The sequence below is a fragment of the Filomicrobium insigne genome (assembly GCF_900104305.1).
In the GTDB taxonomy this organism is placed as follows: Bacteria; Pseudomonadota; Alphaproteobacteria; order Rhizobiales; family Hyphomicrobiaceae; genus Filomicrobium; species Filomicrobium insigne.
In genome coordinates this window covers 285,183-300,009 of the sequence record NZ_FNJC01000004.1, presented here as the reverse complement: position 1 = coordinate 300,009, position 14,827 = coordinate 285,183, and the positions used below count along the sequence as shown (strand labels likewise).

Sequence of the window (14,827 nt, the reverse complement as noted above, 5' to 3'; positions counted from 1 at the left end):
ATCGAAATAGAGCCAATTATTGAACGCCACTGCAGGTGTTCAATAATTGAACACAGCGCGAACATTCAGGAAAGACCGATGTCCAACGGTCACAGCTCGTCACGAACCGTCCATGCTTCCGATCTACCCGCCGGCAGCCTGAACAGAGCCGTCACATTGCTTGAGGCGATCGCACAGGGTCCGCAAGAGGGATGCGAGCTGAGTGATCTCGTTGCTCGGACGTCTCTACCCCGCCCCACCGTTTATCGCGTATTGGAAATGCTGATGACCGTAGGCTGGGTATCCCGTGATCCCGAAACCCGCCGCTTCAACCTCGGCGCCGATCTCGCTGCGCTTGGCTTTTCGGCAATTAGCCGCCATCCACTGGAACGCACCGCAGCGACCACCCTCAGCGCCTTAGCGGAAAAGCTCTCGCAGGTCGTCTATCTTAGCGTCCGCTCCGGCTTGGACTTCGTCTGCGTTGGCCGCTACGAAGGCCCATCACAGATACAGGTTGGACGAGGTTGGGCGGGCATGCGCGGCCCATTCGGCATGACACCCGCCTGTATGGGCATGTTTGCCCGAATGAACCCTGACGAGGTCCGCGACATCATCAAGCTCAGCATGCCGCGGTACCGCCGCATCGATGGCTTCGATGAAAAGGGTTTCCGCAAATCGCTCGCCGACTCGATGGACGCGGGCTACGGGATCTACGGCAATATTGTCCTCGACCGATCGACAAGCGGCATGGGCGCCGCCATTTGCGATCCGTCGGGCCACCCCGTCGCAGGTATCGGCACAACATTCATTACCGGGTGGCTCGACGACGCCCAACTCAAGCAATGCGCTAAAGCCTTAATGACCGCAGCAACGGACATCGAACACCGAATGTTTCTAGCAGAGCTGCCTTCACCGAAACGCTAAGCCCTCCATCAATGCACGGCGGCATGCATGATGAGGTCCTCACTTGCATCCGCACGATCAAACGAAGCAGTAATTCGTCCATCGCGCATGACGAGCACCCTGTCTGATAGGCGAAGAATCTCCGGCAGATAGGACGATATCACGAGTACCGCCTTACCATCTTCGGCGACCTCTCGGATGACATCGTGAATTTGCGGAATCGCACCGACATCAACACCGCGTGTTGGCTCATCAAAAATAATCACTTCAGGGTCTTGCGCGAGGGCCTTCGCAATCACGACCTTCTGCTGATTGCCACCCGAATAGACTGAGACCACCGCATCGCCATGAAGCGTTCGGATCGCTAATCGCGCGCGCCAATAATCAGCCAGACGCTTCCGGATAGCCCGCGAGTAGATCCGCAGCCACCCCCTGCGTCGGGCCTGAGCCGCAAGGTAGATATTGTCATCTGTTGTCATCGTTTCGAACAGACCGTCCAACTTGCGATCTTCGGTGACGTAAACGATCCCTGCCGCAATGGCATCTCGGGGCGTGTTAAAGGTCACAGCCTCTCCACGGAGCCGAATAGACCAGTTGCAATCATTCTGAGGACGGGAAAGGCCCGCGATGAACTTCGCCAAGTCAGACCGTCCAGCACCGACCAGCCCGGCGAGCCCAACCACCTCGCCAGATTTCAAAGAAAGAGAAATACGAGGACCATCAACACCGCTGCCGACAGAGTCCACGGCGAGAAGCTCCAGGCCTCCCACGCCACAGTGTCCCAGTTCCGTCGAGCGTTCATCAAGATCACGCCCAACCATCAGCTGAACCAACAGTTGGCGATCAAAACTTTGAGCTGGTCCACAAACGACCCGCCTTCCATCCCGCAGCACGGTAATGCGATCAGAAATCGTCAAAGCCTCTTCCAATGCATGCGTGATAAAAACGACAGCCTTGCCGCGTCGGCGCAGAGCTTCCAGCAAATTGAAAAACTTATCCCGTTCTGCTGGTGAGAGTGACGCTGTTGGCTCATCGAAAATAAGGACACGCGCATTAAGATGCACAGCCCGCGCAATCTCGACCATTTGCCTTTCCGCAGGGCCGATATCCTGAACCAGGGCGGTTGGCTCCACATCGAAGTCAAGCGACTTGAGAGCTTGTCGTGCAGCGCGCTCAGCCGTCCCAAATGAATTCAACCAGGGTTCGTGGCCCAGCAGGATATTCTGAGCAACAGTCAGGGATGGAATAAGGCTGGTCTCCTGATAGACCATCGCCACGCCAGCACGGAGACCGTCGGCGGGTGAGTGAAACGCACATACCTGTTGATCGATAAGCAGAGAACCCGACGTTAAAGGAACGGCGCCTGCCATCACTTTTGCGAGGGTCGATTTGCCCGCGCCATTCTCACCGATGAGCGCATGGATCTCGCCACCCTTCACCTCAAAATCAACACTGTCCAGGGCAACTGAGCCAGCAAAACTTTTGGTCCCCTTGCGAACACTCAAACACGTTGCGGCATCGGTCATGGAGCGCCCCGTTGGTCTGATACAGGCGACCTGACAGATCGCGAACGCGCACGACGCCGCGACCACTGAATGTGGATGCCGACAGCCCCCAACAGCGTCGCACCGATCAACGCTGAAGAAGCCCCGCCGGGCATGTTCATACGCAACAGACCACTCATCAGCAGAAACAAGATCGCAGAACCGATCATGACGCGTCCAACCGAACCGCCACCACCGGACAAGCTTACGCCACCCAGCACCACCGCGGTTAAGGCGGTCACTCCCCAGCCAAGACCTGTGTCTGAACCCGCGCTACTTTGCCGGGCCGCATAGAACAACCCAGCCAGAGCAGCGATCAATCCACTAAGCACATAAGCCAGAAGCGTAACGCGCCGCGTATTTATTCCAGCATGACGCGCAGCCTTGCGATCAGCTCCCGTGGCCATAATGTGCAACCCCGGACGAAGGCGCGTAAGGAACAGATGGAGTGCCAGAGCCACAACGAGCAGGATCACCATGTTGCTTGGAACACCCAAAAAATATCCGGCCCCAAGCCAGTACCAACCCTCTGTGTCACGCCAGGCATTCGCGAGCTCGATCGTGTAGGCGTTGGTGACGAAATCCAGCCCTGCGCGCAAAATCAACAACATCGCGAGTGTCGTCAGGAAAGCTCTGGTCTTAAGATAAGCAATCAGGACACCGTTGATCGCGCCTATAACGGCACCGACAGACAGCACACCCAAAACCGCAACTGGCAAAGGCCACATCTCAATCCGGAAAAGGTAGAGAGCCGTAAATTTAGCCAGGGCAAATATGGCGCCCACCGACAAATCGATCCCGCCGGCAAAGACAACGATCCCCAGAGCCAACGCGACCAGGCAAGGCTCTGCATAATCGCGCATCAATTGCTGCAAGTTGGAACCGCTCAGGTAGTTCGGCACAAGCAGCGCGAAAGCCGCAAACAGACCACACATCACAAGCAGGGGCACGGCCGCATCGAGGCTGTCGCCAAAGCGGCGCCTGAATACGGGATAGCGCGAAAGCAAACCTCTCTCCCTCTCCGAAAAAGCTCGGCCAGCCACCCTGAGGGATGGCGACCGAGCGAGAGCACCTCGGAGGAAAGAGGCACTGCGATCTTCAGCCTGCGTCATTGCGTCAACGAAAGGTCGTAGCAGTAATGACGCTCAGCCGGGCCCGTGACCCAAAAGTTGTTGGAGAGAAGCGTCAAACGCTTTGCTCCCGGCTTTTCACCGCTTTGCAACAGCGTCAGCACCGCATCGGCAATCTGCATCCCCTGGATATCGGCCCGATAGGACAGCACCTTATAAAAGAGGCCCTGCTCGACCATCTCACAGTCCGAACGTGGACCATCGCTCGACGCATAAACCTTCACTTTGCCCTGCAGACCCGCCGCCTTCACAGCCTGGGCCGCACCTTGCTGCATGATCCCCCAATGTCCGTAAGTCGCGCAGAGATCGGGGTGCTGTCTCAGCACCGTCGCCGTTATCTCGTTCGCCTTGTTGGCATCCCAATTGGCCGCCTGCGTCGAAACAACTTTGATCGACTTATCCGCAGCAAAAACCTCCATCGCTCCCTTGAGCTGATCAAGGCTCCCCGCTGACGTCGCTTCGCCTTGCACGATCGCGACCTTGCCGGAACTCTTGCCACCCCCGCATTGAGCTACGATGTCCTTCGCGATCAGCCGCCCCGAGTCAACATTGTCGACCCCCACATAGGCATCGGAGGGTTGGTTCGACATCATGTTGACCTGGATGACGTAGATGCCGTTCTCCATTGCCCGCTTCAACTCTCTCGCCAGCAATGAAACGTTGATATTCTGGACGATCAGAACGTCGGGCTTTTCATTGATGAGCGACGTCACAGCTTGCAGCTGCGAATTGCTGTCAAAGTTCGGATCGCGGACGATGAATTTGATGCCGTACTTGTCGAAGTGCGACTGCATGACGGCCGTCCAGATCTGATCGATAGGTGTCCCCATCGTGATCGGCACCCAGGCGACTGTCTTACCCTTCACCGCCTTATCAAAATCAATTCGAAGCTGAGACCGTGGATCGGTCTGGGCGTGAGACGCTCCGTCCATGAAGCCCCACGTCACCACCAACGCGGAAACCAGCCCAATCGCCCAGCGCTTCCCGGATATAAAATCGACCATTATCACCCAACCTCCCTTTGAAATTTTGTTGTACGCACCGCGACACGACGCGGCTCAGATGCTGTGACGCTCCGCCTCCTCGTCATGCGGCCTCAACTGGCTGTCCAGCACGATGGCGGCCAACAGCAAGCTTCCTTTGATGACTGTTTGGACCTGAGAATTGACGTCGAGGATGGACATGCCGTTGAGCAGCACGCCGACAAAAGCCGTCCCCGCAAGCACACTGGCGACGCCACCGCGTGCACCCGACAAGCTCACACCCCCGGCAACAGCAACTAGGACGACGTCGAAAATGAATGTCGACTTGGCCGTTCCCAGATCGACCATCGCCGTGGATGCGACCATGACGAGACCACCCAGATAGCCAATCACAGCAGCCATCACGAATGTCATCATGCGCAGCCGACGAACCGGCAACCCAGAGAGACGTGCGGTAGCTGGATTGTCCCCCACCGCGTAGACGAAACGCCCAACGACTAAGTGCGCCAGAAACAGATGCATCACGACAGCTGAGACAGCAAATATGAGCGCAGGAACAGGAACACCGGCCCAATTTGTCCCAAGCACGAGAAACGCGCCGTCGCCGGGCGGCAAATTTATGATGGTCGACGGCATGAGCGTCGACCGGGCCGCGCCCATGAAGAGCAACGCGCTCGCAAGCGTTGCGAACAATGATGGGATGCCGAGATAGGCAACGAACCATCCGTTAGCGAGCCCCATGCCGATTGCTGCGAAAAGCCCCACCAGGAGCGCAATCGAAACAGGAAATCCGCCGTTGATCATGATGGCGGCAACGCCTGCGGAAACGAGCGCGACAGCAATCTGCGACAGGTCGATCCCCCCGCCGATAATGACGACAGACATACCAAGCGCCAACACCCCGATAATCGCGATGCTGCGCAGGAGCGCCATTGCGTTCCCCCACGTCGCGAACCCAGGAATTGCAGCCGCGAACACCAACGCCAACGCAACCGCTAGCCCAGCGACGACAAGTTCCTGACTGAAACGTCCGGCCACGGAGCACCGCATTGAATTCATCGCGATCATTTATCGGACATATCCCAAGGAGCGAAGATGCGCCAATATCCAGATACTGATAGGTAGCACCAAAAAATCTACCAACGATCCAAAATCACTTCAATTAGGACCTAGAGAAAAGTTGTCCGAATAATGGACAATAAAAAATGAACGTAAATCTTGCGCTGCCGCACAGACTGTCACGCCCGGTCCGTGCGGCAACAAAATCAGGTGGCAGCAGAAATCCTCAACTCATGGAGATGCCCGAAATGGGTGCGCGTGTCGAGTTGCTGCCCCGTTTCAAAGCGAACCTTAAGGCTTGAACGCAGATCAGCACGCGGCACATTCGGCCAGATTAACCTCAGCGAATTGAGCCCCTGCTTGACCCGTGAACTGTCCAACACGATGCGCTGATCACACCACTGATCCTGAACCGAAACCCGGCCGACCTGAGCACCATTCAGTTTGACAATGATATCGCCCGACTGACGCGCGCCTGGGACACGAGAGACAATTGAGAGCTCCAGCTTCTGCGACCGAGCACTAACGAACGGAAAGGCGCTCTCCAACTCGTAAGCCGCCTTGAAGGCACGCCGATACCAACGGTTACCATCCATTAACGGCAACCAATGCGCATCGAGAAGGTCAAGCTCGTCAATCTCTCCGAGCACAAAGTCCGGGTCCGACGAGATGTTACCGAGCGAGGGGAACGCAGCGACAATCGATTTCAAGAGGTCATGCTCCCGGATCAGCCCTCGGCCGATCAGGCCGTATCCCATGAGGTAGGTCGAAGCGATTTGATTTTTGACGAGCTCACCGAAGGACGAAAGCAGCAACGGTGGCACGCCATGTCGGAACGCATCATAGACGAGCGGAATGCTGATCTCTCCGATCGGCGGATAACACGACGCCGCACGCTTGAAATGAAAGCTACAGATTTCGGTACCCTGTCCCCAGTGCGCATTGTGAATGCCCGCCAAGAGATGCGCCCAACCTTCCTGCTCCGGTGACGGAGAAGGTCCGGCCTCAACAAGTCGCTGCAAATCCGCGGTGCTATGGAAGAGAGCCTGAACCACCGCTTGCGCCGTTCCCGCCATCGCAACGCGAATACCCTCAGCATTCAGATGACAATAGTCGAGGAACTGCCCGCGCCCGGGAACACTGTTCCCAAAGTGCTGATGGTAGACATGAGGCAGATCGACCACGAGAGCACCGACCTCCCGCCCAACCTTCCGGATCACTTCCGCGACGACAGAGAAAATGCCCGGCAACACCCGCGTCTCATCGACAATGTCACGACTACGCCGCAGAGCTGCCGAGGCTTCACGCGTCTTCCCCTGCTTTAATTGAACGTGAGCAAGCAGCTCGAGACTGGCGGAGCAAGTCCCGCCATCAAGATTGATGGCCTCTTGCACGCGATCTTCCGCCTCACGGAAATCACCAGCATCGGCCGCCTCTCGGGCCTCAGAGAACACGTCCACCCAGGCCACCGTATCCAGCTCAGACATTAGCGGAACATCAAGGGTTCCGATCGGGCAACTCAGCCAATCCGCAACGTTGATCTCTGGCAGAACGAGGATCAGCGGTACACCCATGTCATGCGCAGCCTTCGCCAACTCTCTGACTGTGTGCTCAGCAATTTCTGCGGCGCGACGCTGTTGCCGCGCCATCAGGGCAGAAAGCCCCCCATCTTCAGCCAGCAATCCGCCATCCTGCACAAAGGCGTCCGTGGATGCTCTAGATAACGAACCGGCACGCCAGTTATTCCCAGCAAAAACAACGATAGCGTCGGGTTGCAACGCAGCGGCAGCTCGCGTCATCTCTACGAGCCACCATGGCCCGCAATTACTCTGGGCGAGATCGACGACCTCGACACTCGGCCCGACGGCGGCGAGCTGCTTTTCAAGAACCTGCGCGGGGCCATATTGCGGGCTGAAGAAAAAGCCGCGCGCAACCGATTCACCCAAAAACGCAACGCGTTTGCGGTTTCCTTTTTTCCGGATCCGGTCGACGTTCGCGCAAAACCGCCAAAGATCGATATGACGCCGCGACCGGACAAACTCCCCCGTCGTTGGCTCCTCTTCCCAGATACCAACCGCCCGGGCGCCAGCCTCTCCCTCGCCGCCAGCAAACCCCAGAATATCGTCCCGAAGCGAAGAGAAGGGACCGGTCCATATATCCGCCACCTCACCGACGCCTTCCACCTGCGCATCGCACAACAATTGCAGCAGAGGCAACGTCGCACGGTCCTTGATCGCCTCAGCCAGACGTGTTGCCAACTCCTTGCGCGTGATTTGCTCACCCACGGCACCAGCTCCCTGAATTGAAAATTGATTTAAAGAAATGAATAGACGTTGGCGCGACCAGCATCGGCAGCGCGCCGCTTCTTTTTGAGACGCGCGCCCATCATCTCGATGATCTCAGACCAGGCTTCCGGACGCTCGGTGCGATCAATAATGAAGTCCTCCATCACAAGCGCGTCGATGTTCGAAATCGCAAAGGTCCAGATCGCGTGGATAGGTTCGAGCACGATGGCATCCCCACGCAGATTGAAGGACGTATTGAGCAGGATCGGACAGCCCGTCAGCTTATCGAACGCAATCAGCAGATCGTGAAACCGCTTATTGGTGTGCTCGTTGACCGTTTGAACGCGCGCCGATTGATCCACATGCGTGATCGCCGGCAACGCCAGGCTCGAAACCACCCGGCACGTCTCGAGCATGAAAGGCGAAGAATGGTCGATCTCGAAATGCTCCGCCATCTTTGACTCGAGAACGGCGGGCGCAAAGGGCCGGAACGCTTCGCGCATCTTGACAAGCGCGTTAATCCGGTCGCGCATCTCCGGCCTGCGCGGGTCGGCGATGATGGAGCGCGCGCCCAACGCGCGGGGCCCAAACTCCATCCGCCCTTGGAACCACCCGATCACCTTGCCGTCCGCCAAACGCTCAGCAGTCGCTTGGATCAGCCCCTCAGGATCTTCCGAATAGTCCAACGCACACTGCTTGAGCGGACTAGGATTGACGACACGGGCGACATCCCGGGCGCTGAATTTCGGCCCCAGGTAAACGTGCTTTTGTCTCTCGCGGGATAAACGATCCTCGCCGTGACGAACACATGCCACTGCCGCCGCACCGAGCGCGCCTCCGGCATCGCTTGCCGCAGGTTGCACAAAGAGGCGCTTGAAGGGCCCCTCGCGCAGGACCTTGCCGTTTGCCACACAGTTCAGAGCGACACCGCCAGCCATACAGAGGTTTTCAGTGGGATGACGCGCGTGGAGATACGCCACCTTATCCAGCAGGATAACCTCAAGGGCACGCTGCACGCTGGCGGCCATGTCCTTATGGAATTGCGCGAGCTCTGACTCCGGCACACGCGGCGGCTCACCAAAATGCTCACACAAGCGATCCGAATACATCCGATCCCCGCCGAGAAAATCGAAGTACTCCATGTTCAGGCGGTACTGTCCGCCGTCCCAACAATCAATAAGTTGCAGAACCTTATCCAGGTATCGAGGCGAGCCATAAGGAGCAAGCCCCATCACCTTGTATTCGGCATCATTGACTTCAAAACCGAGATAGGCCGTGATCGTGCTATAAAATAGCCCAAGGGAGTGAGGAAACGAAACTTCCTCAAAGAGATCTATTTTCCGATCAACCCCGCGGCCATAGGTGGTCGTCGCCCATTCACCGACGCCATCCACCGTAAAAATGTCAGCCTCATCAAACCCAGAAAAATAAAAAGCGCTAGCAGCATGAGACAGGTGATGATCGACAAATTCGATCTCCCTGTCGTACCCCAAGCAATCTCGTATTTCGTCTTGAGCACGTCCTGGATCTATCCGAAAACGCTGTTTGGGGTTGTTGAGAATACCGGGCAGCCCGGCCCATAGCTGACGCGCAACCTTCTTGGCGGGATTTTCATAGTACGCAAGGCTTGTCACGTCCGCGATCGTGACGCCAGCCTCCCGCAGACAATAGCGGAAAGCATTGGATGGAATGCCATTATCATGCTTGATGCGGGTGAAGCGCTCCTCCTCCGCCGCCGCCACGAGATGACCGTCCTTGATCAAACAACACGCGGAGTCGTGATAGTGCGCTGAAATTCCGACAAACACAGCCATAAAAATCCCCATAAAAAAAGAAAATTAACAAAAAAAGCGAAACCAGATCACTTGCCGACAAGAAAACAAAACACACGACCATCAATAGCCAAAAGTCCAACACCTACCAAAATCAATCCACAAGTTTCACGAGCACCAATAGAATCTCCCAGAAGTACAATCCCAAAAAACATAGCGCTTATCGGAACAAGAAATGTCACAAGAAGAAGATTAGTCGCGCCAGCGGTTCTCAGAAGTTTAAAATAGACAATATAAGCCAACGCGGTCGATAACACCGCCAACGCGAGAACCGAGCCTACCACTGACCAACTCGGCAGCCTCAACCCGAAAGGGTTGTCAGAGATGACAACAGCCGGAAGCAGGAGAACGGATGCCGCAACAAGCTGGCCCGCGGCGCGAACGATCGGAGGCTCTCCAAACCGCCTGAACCGACCTACAACGGCAGCCAGCGCATAACAGATGGCCGCACCCAGGCACGCCAGATACGCCAACGCATCTGCGAGTGAAACGCCGACATGCCACCCTCCGCTCAGCAGGACGACAATTCCCGTCGTCCCCACCACAAGTCCCAACACCTTGTGAGCCGACAACCGCTCCTCTCCGGTCCAGAAGTGACCCAGTAAGAGCGTGGCGAAAGGCGCGGCCGCATTCAGGATCGAGGCAACAGAGGACGCAACCCGAAGCTGCCCCCACGCGACCAGGCAAAACGGTAGAACGTTCGTGAGCAGCCCCAATACGAAAAAACTTCTCCATGCCTCAGCCTCTCGCGGCAGGCGCAATCCCATCATGCTCAGCGCCAGCCACAGCAACGCCGCCGCCAGGGTAACGCGCAAAAAAACGATGAGGAATGTCGGCAATTCATGAATGGCAATGGCCGTAAAGAAGAACGCGCTTCCCCACAGCATGGATAGCCCAACGAGCAGCCCCCACTCGCAAGCGCGCATCGGATTGCCCTTCTCTCGCGTAATAGACAAAGGGTGAAAAGCACCGGTCGCGCCTCGGGTCATCGCTGCCCCCTCACCGGTTTCGGAAGACGTAGCCGGACGGGAAAACAAAGTCTTCCCCGCGCCGCTTGGCCGCCAGAAATCTCTCGACCGTGACTGACGTCAAGCCGATTGCTCCGGCTCGAATTGCCGTAGCCGACACGACGCCCGTACGGACAATCGGACAAGGGTAGATCCAGCCGCTGCTATCAAAGATATTGCGAACCCACATGCCGCCGGGATCACTGCCATGCAAACCATGTACAGGCTGGCCCTTGTGCAGCGACTTGATACGGCGAAGCACACCTGCAAAACCCGATTTTTCATAAAGATCCGGCAGGTTGAGAACTTCGACACGTCCATTCAGACCCGCGTCGCTTATTGCAGCCTTCAAAAGCTCCAACCGCAATTCATAGTCATAAAACCAGTTGCCGGTCGGGAAGTAGTTCTTGCCCGTATCCGCAAAATGCGAAGCACGGTATTCCCTAACGCCAGCACGTTCACAAACTGCAATTTCTCCACGCGCCAGAGCCACACGATGCAGCTTCGGAATCGTCGTGGCATGCACGTAAATCTTGTTCAGCTGACGGTCCGCCAGAAGGTTGCTCAAAAGCGCCAAATGCATCTTGTGGACCGGGTTGAAGGAACCGAAAAACACCCCGATCCCTCGTCTCGGAAAAAGGCGGGACCTCAGGTCAGAAAGAAGCCCTCTTGCCGTATCCAGGCCAAAGAGCACTCCAAGAAACACCGTCAGAACCCATAAGCTCCAATGCCCTTCGGCCGTGACGACAAGCCAAATGATTGCTGAGATTGCCAGGATGCTGTTGCTGATCCGATCGCCATAACCACGATAAGCAAACGTGACAGCAACCGCGTGCAACCCGGCAGCTCCAGCCGTCAACGCGAATGCAACACTCCATCCTGCCCATGCGTCACCGCGAGCTGCATGAGCAATCGCGAGCACGCTAAAGACGATCGGGACATGGAACAGGAATCGCACCAGCCGCGCTGGCGTGACCAGCGCTGTTCTCTGATTGAAGTCATCCTCAACCGCACAGATCAGCCTCACATACCTCGGCAGCACGAACGCCAACCCAACCGGCGCGAACACAAGCAGAAGCGCCACCATGAAGGGCAGATTTAAAGCCCCCACAACGAGCAGCGATAACGCCAACCCGCCGAGGCCAGCATAGATCTTCGTGCGATATTTGGAGATGAAACGCATCGCGCGCCGGTCGTGAGGCAGCAGCGCGCCCTTCAATGCCGCTTTGTCCATTTGATCACCGACGACCGTTAAGCAACGCAACAGTTGGGATAAATGCCTTTGTATTTTTCGAAGGCATAAGGTCCGTATTTGAGCGGCGGAAAATCCTCAAGTCGGATATCCGTTACGCCACCGAAGGGTTGCACGACCGTTTCGTAGTCGGGCTGAAAAAAGAAGGGCAACGATATGCGCGATTGGTTCGTCAAAACACGATGCAACGTCGCCACAAACAAATTGCCTGTCCAGTATTGCAGCATATCCCCGATATTGCAGATATAGGCCCCAGGAATTGCCGGCGCGTCGAACCACTCCCCATCACGGTTACGCACCTGAAGGCCAGGATTGTTCGCAAGCAAGATCGTCAAGCACCCATAATCAGTGTGAGCACCACAGCTGTAATCCCCAATCTCGATTTCCGAGACAGGTCCGCTCTGCGGCGCATACTCGGCCATCTGCCGCACGGACTTAGGTTCAGGATAATGCGTCGTCCGAAACTGCCAGAACGAGCGCTCGTTGAATGCGTCGTAAAAGAAGTCTTCCGGTAGCGATAAGCTCATGGCAATGCCGCGCATCAGGTCAAAGCCCAACTCATTCATACTTGCCACATATCGCATAATAGCCGCGCGATAGCCGGGTAAGGATGGCCAAAGATTGGGGCCATGCATCGGCTTTCCGGCGACCACGTCGGGGTGTTCGTCATCAAATTCGACACTGAATTCCATGAGCTCGTAGGAATTGCGTTTGCCATCCGCCAATTCCGAGAGGACGGGCGCATATCCTCGAAAGCAACGGCTATGGCGCTCCATGGAGAACTTCATCTTCTCAGCAAGCGGCAACGAGAAGAAGGCCTCAGCCTGACGGAAGGTATCGGATATCACACCGTCGGCGATGCCGTGATTCCGCACGTAGAAAAAACCGATGTCTTTACAGGCCTGCCCGATCTGACGCGCGGCTTCACGGGACCCCAACGGATCTCGATCGCGCAACAAACCCACATCGACGACTGGAATAATGTGCTCTCGCATAAAAATGAAACCCCTCAATAGAAAACAACAAACCAACACCAGCTGCGAAAATTTAAAAAAGCAAAATATTGTTTTTTAGATTTGCCGATCATTGACTCAATTCAAAGCACATGTCTATAGTTCGATCGCATTTCGAAGTTGTTTTTTTTAAAACAGTTTTCTACGTTATTCAGAGAATAAACAAATGGTTTTTATACTTTAGAGAACTCATCTGCACAGAACTCACCAAGCCACTTGAAAGAACGTAAAGTCCACCTGCATGGCAACGCGACTTGCAGGACGACCAATCACGTCCAAAGGACAAAGCGGCACCCAAGAACAATTAAAGGGAGACAAGCGATGCACCTAGCTCTCGAAGGCCATGGGATGGAACAAAACCAATCAGGAACTCTGGATTGGACCGAAGCCCTATTTGACCTGACGATGTCGAAGGATTTCGAGCCAAGCACATTAGCAGACATGCACGAGCAGTTTTTACGAGGCGGCTACGTAAAACTGCCGGACTTCCTCACCCCAGCAGCGTTGCACTTCCTGCAAGCCGAGTTGCGGCGTCTCGAAGCGACAGCCAGCCGCCGAACTTTTGAAATGCCGGGATACCTCTCCCCGAGAAATCTCTCCGTCCTTGGCGGCCGCGCGATCAAAGAACATTCCCGTTTTCTCTACCGGCTGTATCACCACACCGCGCTGCGGGCGTGCGTCGAGGCAATTTCGGGCCGTCCGATATTCTCCTGTATCCACCCCGAAGAATTCATGGTCGCCAATTTCCTCCAAAGCAGTGGCGACACACACGGCTGGCATTTGGATGATCCTCCATATGCGCTCGTCATCTTCGCGGAAACTCCCGATCCCGGCCAAGGCGGCGAAGTGGAAATAATCCCAAACTGGTCAGATTTGTGCCGCCGCAAAAAGCGTCAGGCGGACCAAAACATCACGGATCTCATCGCATGGGCTGAGGAGAATAGCCTCGTCGAAAGGCTCCATCATAAAGCCGGCGACGCCTATCTGCTTCGCGCCGACCTAAATCTGCATCGGGTTGTCCCAATCACAGCAGAGGGTGCGCGACGCAGCGTCATAAACATGGCCTTCCAGACGACGCGCGAAACTGAATACGCCAACACTGCCGATCTACTTTACGGCAACGGCAATACGCCGGCTGCTTAGACGATCTCGCACCGTGCACCTTCCCGAAACGCTAAACGAGAGATCAATGTTATACTCAGCCCTCCCGGCGAAACCGCCAGAAAGCGGCATGCCGATCTCACCCGCATCCGAACCAACGTGCAAGGGTGCCGAAGCCATATCGCCATGCACGAGTTCTTCTGACCCGAAAGCCGATGCACGCGAGAAGTGGCACATATGCCCCCACGCGATCACGTGGAGCTGGTCCCAATTTGAGGACCTACAAGCACAGCAGCTCTATGCCGTACTGCGCCTCAGGCAAGAAATATTCATCGTAGAACAGGGCGTTCCATACGCGGATATTGACGACAGGGACGCGCAGTCCCTGCATCTGCTCGGGCTCCTGAATAAAAAGGTGGTTGCTTATCTTCGGGCTCTACCACCCGATCTCTTTGCGCCAGGCTACGCAAGCTTTGGTCGCGTGGTCGTCACCCACAAGATGCGCGGGCGCGGCCTGGGACGACTGCTCGTTGAAAAGTATTTTGATCGTTTTGAGAACGAAAACAGTGACATCCCAATAAAAATATCCTCACAGGCCTATTTGAAAGATTTCTACGCCTCATTTGGATTCGTTGCCGTCGGCGCGCCCTACATCGAGGATCGGATTCCTCATATAGCGATGATCAAACAAATAAAATCCGCCAAATAAGCACGAGCGATTTCATCTGCCTGACGAAAT

The 14,827-nt window shown here is 56.0% G+C and carries 12 protein-coding genes; 3 read left to right on the top strand and 9 right to left on the bottom strand.

Features of this window, described 5'->3' with window-relative positions; all coding sequences use genetic code 11:
• Positions 1–78: 78 nt before the first annotated feature.
• A complete protein-coding gene (locus BLS30_RS15085; protein ID WP_046478386.1) occupies positions 79–903 on the top strand; it encodes an IclR family transcriptional regulator in 825 nt (274 codons plus the stop codon).
• Positions 904–911: 8 nt separating this feature from the next.
• On the opposite strand, the gene BLS30_RS15080 is transcribed toward BLS30_RS15085, so the two are convergent.
• The 9 genes from BLS30_RS15080 to BLS30_RS15040 all read right to left on the bottom strand — a co-directional run bounded on the left by BLS30_RS15080 (position 912) and on the right by BLS30_RS15040 (position 12,969).
• Positions 912–2,408 (bottom strand): sugar ABC transporter ATP-binding protein, encoded by a 1,497-nt coding sequence (locus BLS30_RS15080; RefSeq protein WP_046478385.1) that lies wholly within the window; start codon positions 2,406–2,408, stop codon positions 912–914.
• Positions 2,405–3,433, bottom strand: coding sequence for an ABC transporter permease (locus BLS30_RS15075; RefSeq protein ID WP_170832488.1), 1,029 nt, complete (start codon positions 3,431–3,433; stop codon positions 2,405–2,407). The genes BLS30_RS15080 and BLS30_RS15075 overlap by 4 nt, the downstream gene beginning before the upstream one ends.
• A gap of 101 nt (positions 3,434–3,534) precedes the next feature.
• Positions 3,535–4,560, bottom strand: coding sequence for a sugar ABC transporter substrate-binding protein (locus BLS30_RS15070; protein WP_090229977.1), 1,026 nt, complete (start codon positions 4,558–4,560; stop codon positions 3,535–3,537).
• 54 nt (positions 4,561–4,614) lie between these two features.
• A complete protein-coding gene (locus BLS30_RS15065) occupies positions 4,615–5,607 on the bottom strand; it encodes an ABC transporter permease (protein ID WP_090229975.1) in 993 nt (330 codons plus the stop codon).
• A 197-nt stretch (positions 5,608–5,804) separates the two neighbouring features.
• A complete protein-coding gene (locus tag BLS30_RS15060) occupies positions 5,805–7,883 on the bottom strand; it encodes an SGNH/GDSL hydrolase family protein (RefSeq protein WP_090229973.1) in 2,079 nt (692 codons plus the stop codon).
• 29 nt (positions 7,884–7,912) lie between these two features.
• On the bottom strand, positions 7,913–9,697 hold the full coding sequence (locus tag BLS30_RS15055) for a carbamoyltransferase family protein (RefSeq protein WP_090229970.1): 1,785 nt from the start codon (positions 9,695–9,697) through the stop codon (positions 7,913–7,915).
• A 47-nt stretch (positions 9,698–9,744) separates the two neighbouring features.
• On the bottom strand, positions 9,745–10,704 hold the full coding sequence (locus tag BLS30_RS15050; RefSeq protein WP_210184048.1) for a DMT family transporter: 960 nt from the start codon (positions 10,702–10,704) through the stop codon (positions 9,745–9,747).
• A 10-nt stretch (positions 10,705–10,714) separates the two neighbouring features.
• The gene (locus BLS30_RS15045) at positions 10,715–11,956 is read right to left on the bottom strand and encodes a nucleotidyl transferase family protein (RefSeq protein WP_139165369.1); all 1,242 of its coding nucleotides are present in this window, start codon (positions 11,954–11,956) and stop codon (positions 10,715–10,717) included.
• Positions 11,957–11,973: 17 nt separating this feature from the next.
• Positions 11,974–12,969, bottom strand: coding sequence for an isopenicillin N synthase family dioxygenase (locus BLS30_RS15040; protein ID WP_090229965.1), 996 nt, complete (start codon positions 12,967–12,969; stop codon positions 11,974–11,976).
• A gap of 339 nt (positions 12,970–13,308) precedes the next feature.
• Here BLS30_RS15040 and BLS30_RS15035 point away from each other — a divergent pair, with 339 nt between their 5' ends.
• Together BLS30_RS15035 and BLS30_RS15030 are read left to right on the top strand one after the other, a co-directional pair.
• Positions 13,309–14,130 (top strand): HalD/BesD family halogenase, encoded by an 822-nt coding sequence (locus BLS30_RS15035; protein ID WP_046500930.1) that lies wholly within the window; start codon positions 13,309–13,311, stop codon positions 14,128–14,130.
• Between the two features lie 46 nt (positions 14,131–14,176).
• Entirely contained in the window at positions 14,177–14,797 is a 621-nt protein-coding gene (locus tag BLS30_RS15030) for a GNAT family N-acetyltransferase (protein ID WP_090229963.1), read from the top strand.
• Positions 14,798–14,827: the final 30 nt, after the last annotated feature.